The organism is Pseudomonas sp. AAC (assembly GCF_000725445.1).
Lineage (GTDB): Bacteria > Pseudomonadota > Gammaproteobacteria > Pseudomonadales > Pseudomonadaceae > Pseudomonas > Pseudomonas citronellolis.
The window spans coordinates 352,488-371,757 of sequence record NZ_KL647099.1; the positions used below are offsets into that span (position 1 = coordinate 352,488).

Genomic DNA, 19,270 nt, shown 5'->3' on the forward strand with positions numbered 1-19,270 from the left:
ACGGGAGCGACTCGCGCCATGCGCAACTGGTTTGACAACCTCGGCGTCACCTACAAGCTGGGGCTGGGCTTTGGCCTGGTCCTGTGCCTCACCGCGCTGCTCGCAGTGGGCGACTGGATCAGCCGCGAGAGCCTGCTGCAGCGCAGCCGGGCCCAGGAGGTCTACGGCGCGCTCAACGAATCGCTGGCGGAACTGCGCCTGTCGCTGCAGGACTATTTGCTGGACGGCGCCAAGGCGGCCAGCGAGCAGCGCCTGGGCGCGGCGCTGGACGACTTCGAGCGCCAGCAGGCGGCGATGCGCGCGCGCAAGCTGTTCGCCCGCGCGGACCTGCTCGCCCTGGAGCAGCAACAGGGCGAACTGGTCGGCGACTACCGCCAGGCCCTTGGCAAGCTGCAGGCCGCCAACCATGCGGCCAGCGTCGTTCGCGACGAGATGGTCGAGCGCGCCGAGCGGGCCTTCGCGGCGCTCAGTGCCCTGCAAGCGCTGGCGGCGGGCCTGGACGAACACGATGAGCGCCGCTTCGCCTACTACCAGGCCGGCACGCAGCTGATGCAGGACCTGCTGCTGGTCCGCTACCGCGCGGCGGGCTACGTGGCCCACCCCGGGCCGGAGTCCGAGCGGCTGCTGAACGAACAGATGCGCCTGGCCATGGAAAACTTCCCGCGCCAGGCCAAGGTCTTCGGCGCACAGCCCCCCGCCGAGCTGATGGCGGTGGCGGCGGACCAGCAGCGCTACGCCAAGTGCATCGAGGCCTACCGGGCCGCCACCGCCACGGTGGAGCAGGCCCGGCAGGTGCTGGTCAAGGTCGCCGAGCAGACCCGCGAGATCACCCAGGCGCTGACCCGTCAGCAGATCGAACTGCGCGACGAGGTGGCGGCCTTCAGCCGCCTGGCCCAGGCCAGCGTGGCCCTGCTGGCGATACTGGCCAGCGCCCTGGCCGCCTGGTTCATCACCCGCCGCATCACCCGGCCGCTGCACGACACCCTGCAGGTGGTCGAGCGCATCGCCTCGGGCGACCTGTCGCAGAACATCCAGGTCAGCCGCCGCGACGAGCTGGGCAGCCTGCAACAGAGCATGCAGCGCATGAGCTGGAGCCTGCGCGACCTGATCGGCGGCATCCGCGATGGCGTGACGCAGATCGCCAGCGCCGCCGAGCAGCTCTCGGCGGTCACCGAACAGACCAGCGCCGGCGCCAACAGCCAGAAGGTCGAGACCGATCAGGTGGCCACCGCCATGCACGAGATGTCCGCCACCGTGCAGGAAGTGGCGCGCAACGCCGAGCAGGCTTCCCAGGCCGCCTCCGCCGCCGACCGCGAAGCCCACGACGGCGACCGCGTGGTGAACCAGGCGGTGGAGCGCATCGAGCGCCTGGCCCGGGAAGTGGAACGCTCGGCCGACGCCATGCAGCGCCTGGAGCAGGAGAGCGAGAAGATCGGCAAGGTGATGGACGTGATCAAGTCGGTGGCCGAACAGACCAACCTGCTGGCCCTCAACGCCGCCATCGAAGCCGCCCGCGCGGGGGAAGCCGGCCGCGGCTTCGCCGTGGTGGCCGACGAGGTGCGTGGCCTGGCCCTGCGCACCCGGCAGTCCACCGAGGAGATCGAAACCCTGGTCGCCGGCCTGCAGAACGGCACCCGCCAGGTCTCCAGCGCCATGCTCGGCAGCCGCGAGCTGACCGCCAGCAGCGTGGCCCTGAGCCGCCAGGCCGGCGAGTCGCTGGGCAGCATCACCCGCACGGTGTCCAGCATCCAGGCGATGAACCAGCAGATCGCCACCGCGGCCGAGGAACAGAGCACCGTGGCCGAGGAGATCAGCCGCAGCGTGGTCAGCGTACGCGACGTTTCCGAGCAGACCGCCGCGGCCAGCGAGCAGGTCGCCGCTTCCAGCGTGGAGCTGGCGCGGCTGGGCGGCGAGCTGCAGGCGCTGGTCGGCCGCTTCCACGTCTGAGCCCCGAACGCCGCCGGGGCCTGGGCGCGCCCTCAGTCGTGCCCGTCGTCGTGGCCCCGGCTCGGCACCATCCCGGGCGGCACCAGGCCCTCGGGCAGCCAGAGCCGCTCCAGGTTCCTGAAGCCCCAGCGCAGCGGGTCCTCGCGCTGGACGATGCGGTCGTAGATGCGCACGTCGGCCAGGTCGCGCAGTTCCTTGGCGATGGCCTGGCGCCGGTGGGAGCAGAAGAACACCTGCACCTGCGGGCGCGTCAGGTTCTCCGGGTTTTGCTGGACCACCACCCCGAGGTGGCCGGACTCCAGGCGCACCAGGCTGCCGATGGGGTAGATGCCGATGGTCTTGACGAAGGCCTGGAACAGCTGCGGGTCGAAATGCCCCTCCCAGCTGGCCATGCGCGCCAGGGAGCCGGCGGCTTCCCAGGCGCACTTGTACGGGCGGTCCGAGGTGATGGCGTCGTAGACGTCGCAGATCGCCGCCATGCGCGCCAGCAGGCTGATCTGGTTGCCGGCCAGGCGGTGCGGGTAGCCGGTGCCGTCGTAGCGCTCGTGGTGGTGCAGGCAGACGTCCAGCACCTGGGGCGACAGCCGGGTGTGCTGGCGCAGCATCTCGTGGCCGCGCTCGGGGTGGGTGCGCATGATGGCGAGCTCGGCCTCGTCGAGCTTGCCGGGCTTGTTGAGGATCGCCGGCGGCATGGCCATCTTGCCGATGTCGTGGAGCATCCCGGCCAGGCCGGCCTCGCGCTGGGCCTCGACGTCCAGGCCGAGCTGGCGGGCCAGGGCGACCATCAGTGCGCACACCGTCACCGAGTGCATGTAGGTGTATTCGTCCTTGTTCTTCAGCCGCGCCAGGCTGATCAGCGCCGAGGCGTCGCGGGCCAGCGAGGCGCAGATGTCCTCCACCAGCGGCAGGCACAGGTCCAGGTCGATCGCCCGGCCCATACGCGCCTCGCGGAACAGCTCCATCAGCGTCAGCTTGGAGCGTTCGAGGATGCGCGCGGCTTCGAAGAACTCGTTCGGATAGATGGCCGGCGGCGCCTCGCCGACAAGCGCCACGACCGGCTCGGCGATGCCTGCGGCGGGCGCCGCGCCGGGGTCCTGCGCCGCCGGCGCGACGGCGTCGGTGACGCCCAGGCCGCGGGCGTCGTCGATCCACAGCCATTGCACGCCGCTGTTCTGCAGGGCGCGCAGGTCGCCGGGGTTCTCCAGCATGAAGCGGGTCTTCCAGAAGGGGTGGGACAGCCAGCTGCCCTCCAGCGACTGGATGAACATGCCCAGGCGAACCTGGTCGGTGCGAATCCGCTTAAGCATGGGGCAGGCTCCGTGGCGGCGCCGGGGCGCGGCAGCCCTCCGGGGAACGCCGGCCGGGGCGGGCGGGCGAGACAGTCACGCACTCTGCTGGCATGGGGTACCTACGGGCCAAGGGGCCTCTCCTTCGTTCGGTGCCATTATCTCGGCGCCAGGAAGTAGCGCTTCTGCTGGAGTGCTGTGGCCCTTTGCCAGCAGGGAAAATATTTTCGTCGTATACGGAAAATTCCCTCTGTAATGGCAAAGTAACGGTCGGGCGGGAACTGACGTGTAGGAACTCATCGGAATGCCGAGCTTTATTCCCGATGCGCTGGAGGGGCAGCGCATCCTGGTCGTCGATGATCTGGAGAGCGAACGTCGCCTGCTCGCCGAATACCTGCAGCAGCAGGGCTGCCGCATCTACCTGGCGAGCAACGGCCAGGACGCCTTCAAGAAAGTCCAGATGATCAACCCGGACCTGGTGCTGATGGACGTGCTGATGCCCGTGTGGGATGGCCTGACCTGCTGCCGGATGATGCAGGCGAACACCCATACGCGGGATATCCCGGTGGTGTTCCTGAGCGGGGCGAACACCCCCGAGGAACGTGTCCAGGGGCTGCTGGTGGGCGCCGTCGACTACATCACCAAGCCCTTCAACCTCGAAGAAATCCGCCTGCGCCTGGCCATCCACCTGCGCCGCTGGGGCACCGACCGGCAAGCCTCGCCCATGCCGCCCAGCCACGCCGGCAACCTTGACAGCATCCTCTTCCAGTCGGCCCGCCAGGTGCTGCTGCGCGCGCTGTCGCACACCCCGGAACTGCAGGAGCTGGCCGAGGCCGTGGGCACCAACAGCAAGCGCCTGAACGAGGCCTTCCGCCAGTGCGTGGGCGTGACGGTCTTCGAGTACCTGCGCGAGGAGCGCATGAAGGAGGCCTGCGTGCTGCTCAGCGGCACCGGCCTGCCGATCCAGGCCATCGCGCTGGAGGTGGGTTTCACCAGCGGGGCCAACTTCTCCACCGCCTTCCGCGAGCGCTATGGCCTCTCGCCCAGCCAGTTCCGCCAGTCGCGCCTGGACCTGGAGCCCGGCGATGCGCCCTGACCCGCGCGCCGCCTTCACGGCCCTGCTGGGGAGCCTGGCGCTGCTGCTGGTCATGGGCGTGTCGCTGTTCCTCAACCGCGGCGACCTGCAGGCGCCCTACATCGACCTGACCCGCAGCGCCCAGGTGTTCGAGGAGGCCCCCGGCCAGGCGCTGACGCCCGAGCAAGCCTGGCGCCAGGCGGACTGGCGGCCGGCCGATGCCCGCAGCCTGGCGGCGCCACGGCGGGAGGCGACGCTCTGGCTGCGCCTGCGGCTGGAAAACCCCGACGCCAGCGCCTGGGAGCGCTGGCTGGAAGTGGCGCCCTGGCGCGTCGGCGAGGTCGACCTGTACCGCCTGGACGCGGCCGGCGGGCGCGTCGACGGGCACTGGCGCATCGGCCTGTCGGTGCCCCTGGCCGAGCGTTCGCTGCACAGCCGGCGCAACCTGCTGCCGGTGGCGCTGGCCCCCGGGGAGAGCCGCGAGCTGCTGCTGCGGGTGCGCAGCGAGAGCCGCCCGAGCCTGGCCCTGAACCTGTGGGACATGGGCGCCGTGCTGGCCCAGGACAATGTCGAGCAACTGACCCATGCGGTGCTGTTCGGCTGCGTGCTCACCCTGACCGTGCTGCTGTTGCTGCGCCTGGACTGGAGCTTCGCCATGCTCGCCGTGTGGCTGGGCGCGGCCTACGCCCTGGAGGCGGAAAAGGAGGGCTACCTGGCCTTCCACCTGTTCAGCGGGCAGTTCATCCACGGCCCGGGCATGCGCATCGCCTTCTGGCTGGTTTCCCTGGTCGGCTTCCTGGTCGCCGCCCGGCGCCTGCTCGGCCTGGCCGGGCAGGGCGCATGGCGGCGCCTGTACCTGGCCGGCGTGTTCGCCTGCCTGGCGCTGGCCGTCGCCCTGCCGCTGCTGCCGAACAACCTGGCGCGCACGCTGAACCTGTCGCTGAGCTTCTGCCTCCTGGCCTGCTGGCCGCTGTCGCTGTTCTCGTTGCGGCTGCGCGGCGACTTCTGCCGACAGGTGCTGGCGGGGCTGTTCCTGCTGAGCTGGGCGGAAAGCTTCTGGTTCATCCTCCGCTACCTGCTCAACCTGGGCTACAGCGGGCAGTTCAGCGTGGACGTGGTGATGCTCAGGCTGAGCATCATCATCGGCATCATCGGCCTGTTCACCCTGCAGCAGCAGATGCGCAAGCAACGCCTGGAAACCGAGAGCCTGCAGAGCGAACGCCGGCAGAAGGCGCAGCTGGAAGAGGCGGTATCCCGGCGCACCGCGGAGCTGCAGGCCGCCCTGGTGAAGGCCAAGGACGCCAACCAGGCGAAGATCGACTTCCTCGGGCGCGTCAGCCACGACCTGCGCTCGCCGCTGACCTCCATCATCGGCTATGCCCAGCTGCTGCAGGAGGAGGGCGGGCGCGGCACCCGCAAGGCCGGTGTCATCCTGCGCAGCGCCGGCCACATGCTGACCCTGATCAACGACCTGATCGACCACGCCCGCGGCGTTTCCAGCGACCGCCTGGACATCCAGCCGGTGTACATCCACGGCCTGCTCGACGCGGTGGCGATGGATGCGCACATCCTCGCCCAGCGCAACCGCAACGCCTTCCGCCTGACGCTGTGCGGCGACATTCCCACGGTGCTGCAACTGGATGCCAAGCGCCTGCGCCAGGTGCTGACCAACCTGCTGGACAACGCCGCCAAGTTCACCCGCGACGGGCGCATCGCCCTGCAGGTGCAGGCCGCCGGGCAGCCGCCGCAGACGGGCCTGGCGCAGCTGCACTTCTGCGTCAGCGACACCGGCTGCGGCATCCCCGAGCAGGACCTGCCCAAGCTCTTCACCCCGTTCTTCCGCTGCGACGCCACCGGCGTGGAAGGCGCCGGGCTCGGCCTGGCCATCGTCGAGCACTGGGTCCTGCTCATGGGCGGGCGGGTGACGGTGCAGAGCGCGCCCGGCGAAGGCACCCGGGTTTCCTTCGAGCTGACCCTGGCCGTCGGCACCGAGCAGGACATGGCCCAGCCGCAGCTGTTCGACCTGCCGATGAAGAGCCTGCCGGTGCGCGGCGAGGGGCAGCTGGTGTGGGTCGTCGAGGACAACGCCGATATCCGCGACATGCTGGTGGACCTGCTCGAGGCCAGCCGCTTCCGCGTCGAGGCGGCCGTCGACGGGCAGGACTGCCTGGAGCGCCTGATGGGCCCGGGCGGGCAGCGGCCGGACCTGGTCCTGACCGACTACCTGATGCCGCGCTGCAACGGCGGCGAGCTCCTGCTGGCGCTGCGCGAGCGCTGGCCCGGGCTGCCGGTGGTGCTGATGTCCGCCACCCAGCAGACCATGCATTCCCTCGGCCAGGCGGGCGGCCTGCCGTTCGACGCCAGCCTGGTGAAGCCCATCAGCCTGGCCGACCTGGGCGTGACCCTGGCCCAGCTGCTGCGCCTGCGCGGCGGCCTGGCCGGCGTGACCGAAAAGCCTGACCGCCGTCAGCAAGCGCTGGCCGGGCAGTTGGAATCCTTGAGCCGAGGGCAGCGGCAACAGCTTCAGGCGCTCGTGGAAGCGGGCGCCATCACCGACCTCATCGAATGGAGTCGAACACTCGCCGATGCCTCTGGGGAGTTGGCGGTGTACTTGCGAGAACTGGCAGAAACAGGGGACTTGGACTCCATGGAAGAAATGATGGGGTTACTGGGAAGCAACCCGTGAAGTCCCGCGTTTTATTTTTGGAAAGGAAAGGCCCTGGCGGCCTGCGGGCTTAGGGGGCGAGTGTGGGGAGTCAAATGAAAAACAAACAACGCCGGGCGTTCGAGGTGCTCGTCATCGACGATGAGCCGCTGGTCGCATCGGAGCTTTCCGAAGTGCTGGAGAGCGTCGGTTTCTCCTCGGTCGGTTGCAGTTCCATCGCCGAGGCGGTCGCGCTGTTCAAGAAGAACGCCAAGTTGCGCATCCTGGTGTGCGACCTGAACCTGGGCAGCGAATGGGGCCTGGACGCCATCAAGGAAATCCACGGCGCGGTGGGCGATGACTACCTCTTCGAAGTCATCGTCCTCACCGGGTACGGCGAAAGCGACAAGGTGGTCGAGGCGATGCGCGCCGGGGCCTCGGACTTCCTGATGAAGCCGGTGTCGCCGCAGGAGCTGATCGAGTCGGTGGAGCGGGTGGAGAACAAGCTGCTGCAGAGCATCCGCCGGCAACGCAGGATCCTTCACCTCAACGGCCGGCTGGAACATATCGCGGAGTCGCTGAACTCGCTGTTCCAGGACGTCAGCGCGATAAAGATGGACGTCCACGGCGGCCCGAACGTCTTCGACCTGGACGATGACGAGCGCGCCGCCCCGGACAAGGTCGACATCAGCAGCCCGCTGTTCTTCAACCTGACGCAACGCCAGCAGGAAGTCGCGCAGTTGATCTGCAAGGGCTATTCGAACTACCGGGTGGCCCATGAGCTGGGCATTTCCGAGAACACGGTGAAGCTCTACATCACCCAGATATTCAAGCTGCTGCGGGTCAGCAACCGCACCCAGCTGGCCATGCTGCTGGCCGCCTCCTCCGGCGCGCCTGGAGGCTTGGATGCCAGGGGGGCGCTGAGGTAATCCGCAATAAGCGGGCGCCTACAGGTCGTGGTTCGCCTTGCGCCTGGGCGATGACTTGAGCGCCAGCTGCGTGCGGTTGCTCAGCCCGGTGAGGCGCAGCGACTGGGAGACGTAGAGCTTCACCGTATGCTCGCTGATGCCCAGCTTGCAGGCGATCTGGTAGTTGCTCAGGCCCTTGCCGATCAGCCTGACCACGTCGAGCTGGCGCAGGGAGAGCTTGGCGAAGAAGGGGTTGGCCAACTGGTCTTCCGGCGTGTTCAACAGGGCCTCGTCGTCCTTCGAGGGCTCGCCCCTGGCGGGCCTGGACGAGGTGCTGGCGTAATTGATGGCCTTCTTCGCATCGCTGGCCAGGGACTTCAGGCTCTCGGTCAGCACGTCCAGGCGCGACTCCGCGCGGATGACCCGCTGCCGGTCGCGGGCCCGCTCCTCCAGCTTTTCGGCCAGCTTCTCCAGCGCGGCCAGCAGGTGCTCGGGGTTCAGCGGCTTGGCGAGGAAGTCGCAGAAGCCGCTGCGCAGCACGTCGATCAGTTCGTCCTTGCCGGCCCGCCCGCTGATGGTGATGGCCTCGAACAGCCGCTCGCTGCCGGCCAGCGCCTGCATGCGCTCCAGCACCCGCGGGCCCTGGCTGTCCTGCAGGTCGAAATCGAGGATCAGCATGTCGACGCCGGGGTTGGCCTGGAACAGCGCCAGGGCCTGTTCCGCGGTGTGCGCGCCCAGGCAGGGGTAGCCGGCGCAGTTCAGCAGGTCGACGACCTCTTCGACGATGTCGGGCTCGTCGTCGAGGATGAGTGCCTGGTGCCCGTGCAGGTTCGCTTTTCTTGTCGTAGCCACTGTGTTCAGACCTTGTTGCGCAGGCGCCGGGCCCCGGCGGTTCAGCTGGATTGCGTGAGGTTCCGCGAGCGCAGTTCCAGGTATTCGCTCAGGTCCTGGAGCCTGTCGCGCTCCAGCTTCCTGCGCATGTGCGACCTGATCCGGCTGACGAAGGTGCGGGGCTCCACCGGCTTGGGGATGAAATCGGCCGCGCCCAGCTCGAAGCCTTCCAGCTCGGCTTCGGTGGTGTCCTCGCCGGTGAGGAAGATGATAGTGATGTCGCGGGTGCGCGCGTCGGACTTGATCGCTTCGCACAACTGATGCCCGTTCATGCCCGGCATGCCCAGGTCGGCGATGACGATGTCCGGCAGGGGCGTTTCCTCCAGCGTGCCGAGGGCTTCGTGGCCGGAACCCGCGGTTTTTATATTGAAGAGACTTTCGAACAACTCCGCCGTCGAGGCCAGTGCGTCCGGGTCATCGTCAACGAGCAATATCAGGGGAAGTTCCGATCGGGTCAGCATCGCTTTTACCGAAGTTCTGCGGAGAGTGGTATTCGCCTGTTTCCTTTTGCATTTCCGCTGGGCAGGTCTTATTGATTAAAGCTGCCCAGTGCGCGCGCGGATATTCATGAATTTGCCCCACTTCGATTGCGGATATGAAGTGGGGCGGTGCTATTGCCGCGGCGGGAAATCAGAGCGAGTTGGTGATCTTCTCGAAGACCGAGACCAGCTTGGGACCTAGCAGCTTCAAGGTGGCGATGATGGCCACGGAGATCAGCCCTGCGATGACCGCGTACTCGATCGCGGTGGCCCCTTCCTTGTCCTTGGCGAATGCCTTCATGGAAGAGACGAGTTTCTGGATTTTCAACTTGAAGTTCATGGTGCCTCCGTTGCGGGTATATCTTCCGATTCTTTTATGGGGAGTAACTTTTTACAACTAGTAGGAAGGGCCTAGTAGCTTTTGGTCGTTTTATTTATCGGGGCGCCAAGGTAGCTTGCCGGCCTTCTCGCGAGATCGACGAGTCTGCTTTCGATACTTGCTTCCCGAATGTGCTTTCCGCTGGCTGCAACGAAATAATCATCATGAAAAGTAAATTGTTGATGGCGTTTGCCGGGCTTCTGTTACTGGGGGCTGTGGTGGTCGGTTACCTGGGGTTGTCCATCGGCAGGCCCGAGGCGCCGGTGGTCGCCAGTGAACCCGCTCTCACCGTGCTCCCCACCGACCCGGACAAGCTGCAGCGCACCCCCGTGGTGGTGGTCACCCGCGACCTGCCGGCGCTGGCGCTGCTGGGCAAGGACGACCTGCGCCTGGAATACCTGCAGACCGCGCCGGCGGGCAGCTATCCCAAGGTCGAGGCCTTGCTCGGCCAGCGCGTGTGGGTGCCGGTGGCGGCCGGCAGCATCCTTTCCGGCGCCGTGCTCGAACCCGGCGGCCCGCTGGCGCGGACCATCCGCGCGGACGAGCGGGCCATGGCCATCGCCGTGGACGACGTGGTCGGCGGCGGCGGCTTCGTGCTGCCGGGCGACTACGTCGACGTGGTGCTCTACGTCGCCGACCAGCAGGGCATCCAGCGCGACGTCCGCGCCCAACTGGTGCTGCCGGGCGTGCGCGTCCTCACCTATGGCGAGCAGATCGCCGTGGCCGGCGACGGCCAGGCGCGCAACCCCGGCGACGGCCAGGACAAGGAACGCAAGGTGGCGCGCACCACGGTGCTGGCGGTGCCGGCGAACGCCACCGCGCGGCTGATGCTGGCCAGCCAGGCCGGCTCGTTGCGCCTGGCGGTGCGCAGCAAGGACGAGAAGCTCTACGAGAAAGAGCAGCAGGGCAGCTACCAGCACACCGCCCTGAGCGCCGCGAACACCGAGTCCATCACCCTGGAGCAACTGCTCGGCCGCCGCCAGCCGGTGGCCGCGGCGGCTCCGCGCAACCCGGCCCGGCCGCGGGCCGCTGCGGGCGTGACGGTCTACCGTGGCGGCACGGTCGCGCACGAGGCGCCTTGAATCAGCCCCTGAAGCAGGGAGAGGGAGTAGTTAGGATGGCTTGCAATATGGGATACCGGCGTCCGGCTGGTGGGGTGGGCGTTTGCCTGGCGGGCGTCATGGCGTGGGCGCTGCTGGGTTCGGCGCAGGCCGCGCCCAAGGCCTGCGAAGGGCTGGCGCAGTTGCCGCAGAAGCTGGTGCTGGCGCTGCAGCAGGGCGCCCAGCAGGACCAGCAGCTGCCGCTGCCGATCAAGCGCCTGGCCATTGGCGACCCGCAGATCGCCGACGTGCAGCTGCTGGACAAGCGCAACTTCCTGGTCACCGGCAAGGCCCAGGGCGAGACCAGCCTGCTGGTCTGGACCGGCTGCCCGGGCGACCCGCTGCGGGCCCAGGTGCAGGTGGCCGGGCGTTCGATCCGCGACGTGGGCGCGACCAGCGACGCCGTCGCCGCCGCCAACCTGGCCAGCCAGGTGCAGACCGACATCCGCTTCGTCGAGGTCAGCCGCAGCAAGCTCAAGCAGGCCAGTACCTCGCTGGTGCGGCGCGGCTCCAACCTGTTCATGCTCGGCGCGCCGGGCAGCCTGAGCGGCATCAGCGTGGGCTCCGACGGCGGCGTGACGGGCAACTTCGGCACCAGCGACAGCGGCTTCAATGTCATCTGGGGCGGCGGCAGCAGCAAGGTGCTGGGCTTCCTCAACATGCTCGAAGGCAGCGGCTTCGCCTACACCCTGGCGCGCCCCAGCCTGGTGGCCACCAGCGGGCAGAGCGCGTCCTTCCTGGCCGGCGGCGAGTTCCCCATCCCGGTGCCCAACGGCGATAACAACAACATCACCATCGAGTACAAGGAATACGGCGTGCGCCTGACCCTGACGCCGACGGTGATGTCCACCGGGCGCATCGCCCTGAAGGTGGCGCCGGAGGTCAGCGAGCTGGACTTCTCCGCCGGCATCCAGACCAACGGCATCGCGGTGCCGGCGCTCAACGTGCGGCGCACCGACACCAGCGTGATCCTCGCCGACGGCGAGAGCTTCGTGATCAGCGGCCTGATCAGCAGCAACACGGTGAGCAACGTCGACAAGTTCCCCGGCCTGGGCAACCTGCCGGTGCTGGGCGCGTTCTTCCGTTCCTCGCAGCTGGACAAGGACGACCGCGAACTGCTGATGGTGGTCACCCCGCACCTGGTCCAGCCGCTGGCGGCCAATGCCGCGCTGCCCAAGCTGCCCGGCGAGGGCCTGCGCAACTACGACCCCGGCTTCGGCGAGTTCTACTTCCTGGAGAACGGCCAGTACGACGGCCGCGCTTCGGCCAGCGGGATGTCCCAGTGATGGCCGGCGATCCGTTGGGCCGCAGCGGCAGCCGCGTGCCCGCCGCGCAAAGCCGCAACGCCGCCCAGACCTTCGTCGCGCTGACCCAGCACGCCGGCGAGCTGGAGTGGCTGCAGAGCAGCCTGGCCAGCGCCGGCCAGGTGGTCGCCGCCACCAGCGGCACCCTGGAGGAGCTGCTGGCGCTGCTGGAAGTGACCGGCGCCGGCGTGCTCTTCATCAGCCTGAACAAGGCCAACCTGATGGTCCACGGCGCCCTGATCGAGGGCCTGGTGTCGGCGCGGCCGATGCTGGCGGTGGTTGCCGTGGGCGATGGCCTGGACAACCAACTGGTGCTGGCGGCCATGCGCGCCGGCGCCCGCGACTTCGTCACCTACGGCGCCCGCGCCAGCGAACTGGGCGGGCTGGTCCGGCGCCTGGGCGGACGCCTGCCCAGCGTGCCGGTGAGCGCCGTGCAGCAGGGCGAGCTGTTCGCCCTGGCCAGCGCCCGGCCGGACGCCGACGGCGCCTTCGTCGCCCTGCACCTGGCGTTGGCGTTGCAAGCCCGGGAGGGCAACCGGGTGCTGCTGGTGGACATCGGCCAGCCGGCCGGCGAGGCCCTGGCCATCCTCGGCATGGACGCGCCCTTCACCTTTGCCGACGCCATGCGCAACCTGCGCCGCCTCGACCAGACGCTGATCGACAGCGCCTTCAGCCGCCACGACTCCGGCCTGCGCCTGCTCAGCCTGACCGACGAGCCCGGGGTGCTGGAGCGCATGACCACCGCCGAGCTGTACCTGCTGCTGGGCAACCTGCGCGGCGCCTTCAGCCACGTGCTGATCAACTTCACCGCCATGCCCGAAGGCGAGCTCGCCCGCCAGTTGCTGCAGCAGGCCAGCCGCGTGCTGTGGCTGGTGGACCAGAGCGTGCCCTCGTGCCGGAAGGGCCTGGAAAGCCTGCGCCGCCTGCGCGAGAACAGCCAGGCGCTGCCGCGCATCGAACTGCTGGTGGAGCGCTACCTGCCCGCGGTGCCGCCGGACGAGCAGGCCCTGTGCCGCATGTTCGGCCTGGAACTCTTCGGCGTGCTGCCGGCCTCGGCCGAGGCGCGCCTGCGGGCGAAGAACCTCGGGCGCAGCCTGTTCGAGGTGGCCCCGCGCGACCCCCTGGCGCTCAAGCTGCGCGCCCTGGCCGAGCCGCTCGGCGCGCTGGGCGGCCAGGCGCGGCGGCGCTTCCCCTGGTTCGGCCGCTTCCGGGGCGCGCGTCCATGAGCTACGCCAGCAGCCTCGGCGCGCACGAGCAGGAAATGCAGCTGCTGAAGATGCGCCTGCACCGCTACATCATCGACGAGATCGACGAAGACGGCGTGAACCTGCTGGAGGGCGCGCGCCCGGCGGTGGCCCAGTACGTCGCCGAGAAGGTCGGCGAATACGCCGCGCGGCGCCAGCTGGCGATCTCCCGCTACGAGCTGGACCGCCTGGCCGAGGAAGTGGTGGACGAGCTGACCGGCTTCGGCCCGCTGGAAGTGCTGCTGCGCGACCCGGACATCAGCGAAATCCTGGTCAACGGCCCCGACCGCGTCTTCATCGAACAGCGCGGCCGCCTGTACCAGAGCGACCTGCGCTTCATCGACGACCACCACGTGTACCGCGTCATCCAGCGCATCCTGGCGCCCCTGGGGCGGCGCCTGGACGAATCCAGCCCGATGGTCGACGCGCGCCTGCCCGACGGCAGCCGGGTCAACGCCATCATCCCGCCGGTGGCCCTGGACGGCCCGTGCATCTCCATCCGCAAGTTCAGCAAGGAGCTGCTGCAGAGCGCCGACTTGCTGGCCTACCAGAGCGTCGACGAGGCGCTGCTGGGGTTCCTCCGCCAGGCCGTGGAGAACCGCTGCAACATCCTCATCAGCGGCGGTACCGGCACCGGCAAGACCACGCTGCTCAACGTGCTGAGCGGCTTCATCGACGCGCGCGAGCGCATCGTCACCATCGAGGACACCGCCGAGCTGCAGCTGGGCCATGACCACGTGGTGCGCCTGGAGACGCGCCCGCCGAACGCCGAGGGCTACGGCGAGGTGACCGCCCGTGACCTGATCCGCAACGCCCTGCGCATGCGCCCGGACCGCATCATCCTCGGCGAGATCCGCGGGGTGGAAGTACTCGACGTGCTGCAGGCGATGAACACCGGCCACGACGGCTCGATGAGCACGGTGCACGCCAACTCGGCGATGGACTCGCTGCTGCGCATGGAAATGCTGGTGGGCCTGGCCGGGCACAAGCTGCCCGAGCAGACGCTGCGGCAGATGATCTGCGCGGCGCTGGACATCGTGGTGCAGATCACCCGCCAGGCCAACGGCCGGCGCTGCATCAGCGAAGTGCTGGAAGTGCTGGAGGTGCGCGACGGCATCTACGTCACCAACTCGCTGTTCAGCCTGGACCGGCGCGCCAGCGGCAGGTTCGTGCGCACCGGCGTGCCGTCGGGGCTGAAGCTGCGCCAGGTGGCGGCATGAGCGCCGGGGCGCTGTTGCTGGCGGTGGCCAGCCTGGCGCTGGTGGGCCTGGCCGTGCTGCTGCTCGGCCTGGGCCTGCGCGCACGCAACAACGAACAGGTGGTGCGCCGCCTGGTGCCCGGCCAGGCCCTGGGCGACCTCGCCGCGGCGCGGCCGCGCACCCAGCATTGGCTGGTGCGGCGCATGCGCCGCGCCGGCATCGTGCAGATGCGCCCCTGGCTGGTCGGGGCGGGGCTGGCGATGCTGGCGCTGGTCGTGCCGGGCTGGCGCCTGCTGAACGTGTTCGGCGTGCTGCTGGCCGTGCCGCTGGTGCTGCTGCTGTTCAACGGCCTGCTCGGCCTGCTGTACCAGCGCCGCCTGCAGAAGATGATCCGGCAGATGCCGGCCTTCCTCGACCAGGTGGTACGCAGCCTGCAGGCCGGGCGCACCCTGGGCGACGCCATCGAGCAGGCGGTGGCGGCGGCCGACGACCCGCTGCGCTCGATCTTCGCCCGCGCCAGCAGCCACGTGCAGCTGGGCATCAGCCTGCCCGAGGCGCTGCAGGACATCGCCGAACTCTACGACGTGGAGGAGCTGCACATCCTCGCCCTGGGCGTGACGGTGAACTACCGCTACGGCGGCAACACCACGGACCTGCTGGACAACATCATCAAGGTCATCCACGAGCGCGAGAAGATCGGCCGCCAGCTGCGCGCCATGACCGGCGAGACGCGCTTCAGCGCCCTGGTGCTGGCGGTGCTGCCGCTGGGCCTGGGCATGTACATCCTGGCCAGCAACCCCGGCTACCTGATGGCCATGTGGAGCGACGGCTTCGGCCGCACGCTGCTGCTGACCTCGCTGGGGCTGCAGGCGGTCGGCTGCGTCACGCTGTGGCGCATGCTCAAGAGCGTGTAGGAGACGGACATGGACGCAACCTGGTACGTACTCCTGGCCCTGCTGCTGTTCGGCGCGGCGCTGGCCCTGCTGGTGTCGCAGAGCCGCGCGGCCAACCGCGAGCAGCACCTGATCGAACAACGCTTGGGCGCCGCCGCGCAGGGCGGCGAGGACGCCGCGCGCTGGGGCGCCCGGGCCATCGAACGGCTCGGCGACGGCCCGCTGGGGCGGCGCCTGCAGCCGGGCGACCAGGAGGTGCGCGACCTGCTGGCCCGCGCCGGCTGGAACGGCAACCTGCCGCGCAGCCTGTACCAGGCCGCGCAGCTGGCCGCGCCGCTGCTGGCCTGCGCCCTGGTGGCGCTGGCCGGCCTGCTGCGGGGCGACGCCCTGGACGATCTGCTGCTGCCGCTGGTCTTCGCCGCCGGCCTCGGCTTCCTGCTGCCCAAGCGCGTGCTGGCGCACCTGGCGGACAAGCGCTGCCGGCGCCTGGCCGAGGAAGTCATCGTCTTCATCCAACTGATCCGCATCCTCTTCGACACCGGCCTGACCGTGGAACAGGCGTTGCGGGTGGTGCAACTGGAGGGCCGCAACATCGTGCCGCTGCTGACCCAGGAGCTGGACCTGGTGCTGGCCCACGCCGACAGCGGCCTGGACCTGGCCGACGAGCTGGACCAGTTGGCCAGGCGCCTGCAGGTGGCCGAGCTCGCCGACTGCTGCGGCGTGCTGCGCCAGATGCTGCGCCAGGGCGGCAGCGCGCGGGCCTCGCTGGCGACGCTCAAGGCCTTGTTCGAGGACCGCCGGCTGACCTCGCTGCAGGAAAAGATCAGCAAGCTGGCGGCGAAGATGAGCCTGGTGATGATCACCCTGCTGTTCCCGGCGCTGCTGATCATCCTGGCCGGGCCGGGATTCATGGCCATCACCAAGGCACTGGGGGGAATGTGATGAGGACGTTGTGCTTGCTGGGCTTTATCGGCCTGGCCCTGGGCGGCTGCGCCAACCTGCCGGACGACCTGCGCGGCAACCTGGCGGAGAACTTCCCGGCCCTCGGCCAGAGCTGCGGCAGCCGCCTGAGCCAGGACCAGGAACTGCAGCTGGACATGGCCCGTGGCATGTTGCGCGAGGGCCGCCTGCACGCCGCCCTGGCGCACCTGCAGACGCTGCCGGCGCAGTCGCTGGACGTGCGCGAAAGCAAGGCCGTGGCGCTGCGCCGTATCGGCAGCCCGCAGGCCAGGGCCGAGTACCAGGCCCTGCTCGGCACCTGCAAGGCCGGCGAGGCGCACCACGGCCTGGGCCAGATCGCCCTGCGCGAGGGGCGCATCGCCGAGGCCGAGCGCGAACTGCGCGTGGCGGCGCGGTTGCAGCCCACCAACCGGCTGGTGCGCAACGACCTGGGCGTGGTGCTGCTGCGCAAGGGCGACCGCGAAGGCGCTCGTTTCGAATTCCTCACCGCCCTGGAACTGGACGGCGACGACAAGCTGCCGGCCAGCAACCTGCTCAGCCTGTTGCTGCTGGAGGGCAAGACCGCCCAGGCCACGGCGCTGGCCGAGAAGGCGCGGCTGTCCGACGAGCAGGTGCGCCAGGCCCGCCAGCGCGCCGATGCGCTCAGGAGCGGCGCGCCGGCGCCGCGGGTGGCTCAAGTGGCAGCGCCGCTGCCAGCCGTGCCGGCAGCGGACGGCGCCAGCGTGGCCCAGGTCCGCGTGCAGGCGCAGCCCCTGCCGCAGCCGCTGGTGGAACAGCAGATCAGGTAATCGACGGCGGGCGTCCGGCCGCAAGGCGGCCAGGGCCCGCGATGGAAACGGAGACTAGCTATGAAACGGATCATCCTCACCGGCCTTCTGCTGGCCGCCCCCCTGAGCCTTGGCGCCACCGAGTCGGCGCGGCCGCAAGCGGGCAGCAGCGCCCGCGACCAGTGGGAAGTCGACCACTGGCTGCAACTGCAGCGCAGCGGCCAGCAGGCCTCGGCTAACCGCCAGGCCGCCACCGCGGCCGAGCGCGACCGCGCCTACCGGCGCTACCTGGACAGCTACAGCCACCCGATCCCCGAGTACCTGCTGGACGAGAACCAGGGCTTCAACACCGGCAGGAAGTGATCCCCGACGTCAAGGAGATGTCCATGTTCGGCAAACGGCAGCGCGGCGCTATCGGTGTGCTGGCGGCAGTCACCCTGCTGTTGGTGCTGATCTGCATGGCCCTGGTGGTGGACACCGGGCGCCTGTACCTGGAGCAGCGCAAGCTGCAGCGGGTGGCAGACATGGCGGCGCTGGAGAGCGCCACCCAGAGCGGCATGTGCGCCACCCAGGCGAACGCCGACGTGCAGGCGCTGGCGATCACCAGCGCGCGGCGCAACGGCTTCCCCGACGACGGCCGGCTGGTCGCAAGCCTGGGCGACGTGGTCTTCGACGGCAGCGGCCAGCGGCGCGTGTTCCGCGCCGCCAATAGCAGCTGGAACGACTCGGTGCAGGTCGTCGCCAGCCGCACGGTGCCTTCGAGCCTGGTGCTGAACATCGCCTCGGTGTTCGGCGCCGGCACGCCCACCAGCGTCACCCTCCAGGCCCAGGCGGTGGCCCGGCGCCAGGCCATGGCCGCGCTGTCGGCGGGCAGCGGCCTGCTGCGCCTGGACAGCAGCAATTCGGCGCTGCTCAACGCCTTGCTCGGCGGCCTGCTGGGCACCCGGCTGAACCTCGACCTGGTGACCTACCAGGGCATCGCCGGCGCCAACGTCAACCTGCTCGCCCTGGGCGAGCAGCTGCAACTGGCCGGCGTCGACCTCGACCTCGGCTCGGTGGACAGCCTGCTGGACGCCGACGTCAGCGTGGCGCAACTGCTGCAGGCTGCCATCGACGCCGCCGACGCCTCGCAGGTCGCCGGCGTCAACCTCGCCCTGCTGCGCAGCGCCCTGGCCAGCATCAAGGTGCCCTCGGCGAACCTCAGCCTGGGGCAGATCATCAGCGTCATCGCCCCGGACAGCGCGCGCAACATGGCCCTGGGCGCCGACGTCAACCTGCTGGACCTGCTGATGACCACCGCGCTGGTGGCCAACAAGCAGCATGCGCTGGCTATTCCCGGCCTGACGCTGAACGTGCCGGGGCTGACCAGCCTGACGGTGAAGCTCACGGTGATCAGCCCGCCGACCATCGCCGTCGGCTACCCCGGCAAGGACGCCGCAGGGCAGTGGCGGACCCGCGCCAGCTCGGTGCAGGTGGCCCTGAACGTAGTGGCCGACGTGGACCTGCTCAAGCTCGGGCTGGTCAACGCCCATATCGACCTGGGCGCCAGCGTGGCCCAGGGCTACGCCGCCCTGGACAGCATCGCCTGCGGCGGCGCCCAGCGGGCCTCGCAGGTCAACGTCAAGGCGCAGCCCGGCGTGGCGGCGGTGGCGCTCAACGACCTGAGCGTGAAGCTGCTGGACAACGGCAACGCCTACCTGGCCTGCGTGTCGGTGAATACCCGCAAGGGCGACGTGGCGCTGGTTGCCCCCGGGGAACAGCCGCTGGCCTTCGACATTGCCTCGCCGGCCGACCTGCCCAGCGCCGTGCAGCGCGTGCAGAGCCCCCTGGGCGCCTCGCTGGCGGCGGGCATCGCCAGCCTGTCGCGGAACCTGAGCCTGTCCGTCGAACTGAACACCCAGGGCCTGCTGTGCAAGGCGCCCCTGGTCGGCTGGCTGCTCTGCCCGCTGGGGAAACTGCTCGACGGCGTGGTCGGCGGCCTGGTGAATTCGCTCGGCGACCTGACCAGCCTGCTGACCCAGGCGCTGGCCTCGGTGCTCGCCAGCCTGGGCAGCCAACTGATCGACCCGCTGCTGCAACTGCTGGGCATCCAGACCGGCACCCTCGACGTGCGCATCATCGACCTGCGCACCCCGGGCGCCCAACTCCTGATCTAGGCCACGGCCGTCGCCAGGCAACCACGACTCTACCCGGG

General features: G+C 69.5%; 17 protein-coding genes. 13 read left to right on the top strand and 4 right to left on the bottom strand.

Annotated features, from left to right (window positions below; translation table 11 throughout):
- The first annotated feature begins 18 nt into the window (after window positions 1-18).
- A complete protein-coding gene (locus FG99_RS22895) occupies window positions 19-1,947 on the top strand; it encodes a methyl-accepting chemotaxis protein (protein ID WP_043272456.1) in 1,929 nt (642 codons plus the stop codon).
- Between the two features lie 32 nt (window positions 1,948-1,979).
- Here FG99_RS22895 and FG99_RS22900 read toward each other — a convergent pair whose 3' ends face one another.
- Window positions 1,980-3,254: an HD-GYP domain-containing protein gene (locus FG99_RS22900; RefSeq protein WP_051879127.1), complete on the bottom strand. Its 1,275-nt coding sequence runs from the start codon at window positions 3,252-3,254 to the stop codon at window positions 1,980-1,982.
- Window positions 3,255-3,537: 283 nt separating this feature from the next.
- On the opposite strand from FG99_RS22900, the gene FG99_RS22905 reads away from it, so the two are divergent.
- The 3 genes from FG99_RS22905 to FG99_RS22915 all read left to right on the top strand — a co-directional run bounded on the left by FG99_RS22905 (window position 3,538) and on the right by FG99_RS22915 (window position 7,881).
- On the top strand, window positions 3,538-4,329 hold the full coding sequence (locus FG99_RS22905) for a response regulator transcription factor (protein WP_009618278.1): 792 nt from the start codon (window positions 3,538-3,540) through the stop codon (window positions 4,327-4,329).
- Window positions 4,319-6,994, top strand: coding sequence for a hybrid sensor histidine kinase/response regulator (locus tag FG99_RS30875; RefSeq protein WP_051879129.1), 2,676 nt, complete (start codon window positions 4,319-4,321; stop codon window positions 6,992-6,994). The genes FG99_RS22905 and FG99_RS30875 overlap by 11 nt, the downstream gene beginning before the upstream one ends.
- 74 nt (window positions 6,995-7,068) lie before the next feature.
- Entirely contained in the window at window positions 7,069-7,881 is an 813-nt protein-coding gene (locus FG99_RS22915; RefSeq protein ID WP_051879131.1) for a response regulator transcription factor, read from the top strand.
- 18 nt (window positions 7,882-7,899) lie between these two features.
- Here FG99_RS22915 and FG99_RS22920 read toward each other — a convergent pair whose 3' ends face one another.
- From FG99_RS22920 to FG99_RS22930, 3 genes are all read right to left on the bottom strand, one after another.
- Window positions 7,900-8,712 (bottom strand): response regulator, encoded by an 813-nt coding sequence (locus FG99_RS22920; RefSeq protein WP_051879133.1) that lies wholly within the window; start codon window positions 8,710-8,712, stop codon window positions 7,900-7,902.
- Between the two features lie 41 nt (window positions 8,713-8,753).
- On the bottom strand, window positions 8,754-9,212 hold the full coding sequence (locus FG99_RS22925; protein ID WP_009618285.1) for a response regulator: 459 nt from the start codon (window positions 9,210-9,212) through the stop codon (window positions 8,754-8,756).
- Window positions 9,213-9,381: 169 nt separating this feature from the next.
- On the bottom strand, window positions 9,382-9,570 hold the full coding sequence (locus FG99_RS22930; RefSeq protein WP_043272457.1) for a Flp family type IVb pilin: 189 nt from the start codon (window positions 9,568-9,570) through the stop codon (window positions 9,382-9,384).
- Between the two features lie 203 nt (window positions 9,571-9,773).
- Here FG99_RS22930 and cpaB point away from each other — a divergent pair, with 203 nt between their 5' ends.
- Genes cpaB through FG99_RS22975 form a run of 9 tightly spaced genes read left to right on the top strand, consistent with a single transcriptional unit; the run spans window position 9,774 to window position 19,232 of the window.
- Window positions 9,774-10,691, top strand: a complete 918-nt coding sequence (gene cpaB, locus FG99_RS22935; protein ID WP_043272458.1) for a Flp pilus assembly protein CpaB — start codon at window positions 9,774-9,776, stop codon at window positions 10,689-10,691.
- Between the two features lie 35 nt (window positions 10,692-10,726).
- Window positions 10,727-11,995, top strand: a complete 1,269-nt coding sequence (locus FG99_RS22940) for a type II and III secretion system protein family protein (RefSeq protein ID WP_081884708.1) — start codon at window positions 10,727-10,729, stop codon at window positions 11,993-11,995.
- A complete protein-coding gene (gene tadZ / locus FG99_RS22945; RefSeq protein ID WP_051879137.1) occupies window positions 11,995-13,239 on the top strand; it encodes a type 4b pilus Flp biogenesis protein TadZ in 1,245 nt (414 codons plus the stop codon). Before FG99_RS22940 ends, tadZ begins: the two co-directional genes overlap by 1 nt.
- Entirely contained in the window at window positions 13,236-14,477 is a 1,242-nt protein-coding gene (gene tadA, locus FG99_RS22950; RefSeq protein WP_009618290.1) for a type 4b pilus Flp biogenesis ATPase TadA, read from the top strand. The genes tadZ and tadA overlap by 4 nt, the downstream gene beginning before the upstream one ends.
- Complete coding sequence (locus FG99_RS22955; protein ID WP_009618292.1) at window positions 14,474-15,370, top strand: type II secretion system F family protein; 897 nt, start codon at window positions 14,474-14,476, stop codon at window positions 15,368-15,370. Before tadA ends, FG99_RS22955 begins: the two co-directional genes overlap by 4 nt.
- Before the next feature lie 9 nt (window positions 15,371-15,379).
- Window positions 15,380-16,291, top strand: coding sequence for a type II secretion system F family protein (locus FG99_RS22960; protein WP_043272460.1), 912 nt, complete (start codon window positions 15,380-15,382; stop codon window positions 16,289-16,291).
- Window positions 16,291-17,097, top strand: coding sequence for a tetratricopeptide repeat protein (locus FG99_RS22965; RefSeq protein WP_043272461.1), 807 nt, complete (start codon window positions 16,291-16,293; stop codon window positions 17,095-17,097). Before FG99_RS22960 ends, FG99_RS22965 begins: the two co-directional genes overlap by 1 nt.
- Window positions 17,098-17,157: 60 nt before the next feature.
- Window positions 17,158-17,439 carry a DUF3613 domain-containing protein gene (locus tag FG99_RS22970; RefSeq protein WP_043272462.1) on the top strand — a complete coding sequence of 94 codons (282 nt, stop codon included), beginning with the start codon at window positions 17,158-17,160 and terminating at the stop codon, window positions 17,437-17,439.
- Window positions 17,440-17,462: 23 nt separating this feature from the next.
- Window positions 17,463-19,232, top strand: coding sequence for a pilus assembly protein TadG-related protein (locus tag FG99_RS22975; RefSeq protein WP_043272463.1), 1,770 nt, complete (start codon window positions 17,463-17,465; stop codon window positions 19,230-19,232).
- Window positions 19,233-19,270: the final 38 nt, after the last annotated feature.

Coding starts and splice junctions, on each gene's coding strand:
- FG99_RS22900 (WP_051879127.1), bottom strand. CDS start 3,254: ATGCTTAAGCGGATTCGCACCGACCAGGTTCGCCTGGGCATGTTCATC.
- FG99_RS22925 (WP_009618285.1), bottom strand. CDS start 9,212: ATGCTGACCCGATCGGAACTTCCCCTGATATTGCTCGTTGACGATGAC.
- FG99_RS30875 (WP_051879129.1), top strand. CDS start 4,319: ATGCGCCCTGACCCGCGCGCCGCCTTCACGGCCCTGCTGGGGAGCCTG.
- tadA (WP_009618290.1), top strand. CDS start 13,236: ATGAGCTACGCCAGCAGCCTCGGCGCGCACGAGCAGGAAATGCAGCTG.
- FG99_RS22970 (WP_043272462.1), top strand. CDS start 17,158: ATGAAACGGATCATCCTCACCGGCCTTCTGCTGGCCGCCCCCCTGAGC.
- FG99_RS22930 (WP_043272457.1), bottom strand. CDS start 9,570: ATGAACTTCAAGTTGAAAATCCAGAAACTCGTCTCTTCCATGAAGGCA.
- FG99_RS22965 (WP_043272461.1), top strand. CDS start 16,291: ATGAGGACGTTGTGCTTGCTGGGCTTTATCGGCCTGGCCCTGGGCGGC.
- FG99_RS22960 (WP_043272460.1), top strand. CDS start 15,380: ATGGACGCAACCTGGTACGTACTCCTGGCCCTGCTGCTGTTCGGCGCG.
- cpaB (WP_043272458.1), top strand. CDS start 9,774: ATGAAAAGTAAATTGTTGATGGCGTTTGCCGGGCTTCTGTTACTGGGG.
- FG99_RS22905 (WP_009618278.1), top strand. CDS start 3,538: ATGCCGAGCTTTATTCCCGATGCGCTGGAGGGGCAGCGCATCCTGGTC.
- FG99_RS22915 (WP_051879131.1), top strand. CDS start 7,069: ATGAAAAACAAACAACGCCGGGCGTTCGAGGTGCTCGTCATCGACGAT.
- FG99_RS22975 (WP_043272463.1), top strand. CDS start 17,463: ATGTTCGGCAAACGGCAGCGCGGCGCTATCGGTGTGCTGGCGGCAGTC.
- FG99_RS22955 (WP_009618292.1), top strand. CDS start 14,474: ATGAGCGCCGGGGCGCTGTTGCTGGCGGTGGCCAGCCTGGCGCTGGTG.
- FG99_RS22895 (WP_043272456.1), top strand. CDS start 19: ATGCGCAACTGGTTTGACAACCTCGGCGTCACCTACAAGCTGGGGCTG.
- tadZ (WP_051879137.1), top strand. CDS start 11,995: ATGGCCGGCGATCCGTTGGGCCGCAGCGGCAGCCGCGTGCCCGCCGCG.
- FG99_RS22940 (WP_081884708.1), top strand. CDS start 10,727: ATGGCTTGCAATATGGGATACCGGCGTCCGGCTGGTGGGGTGGGCGTT.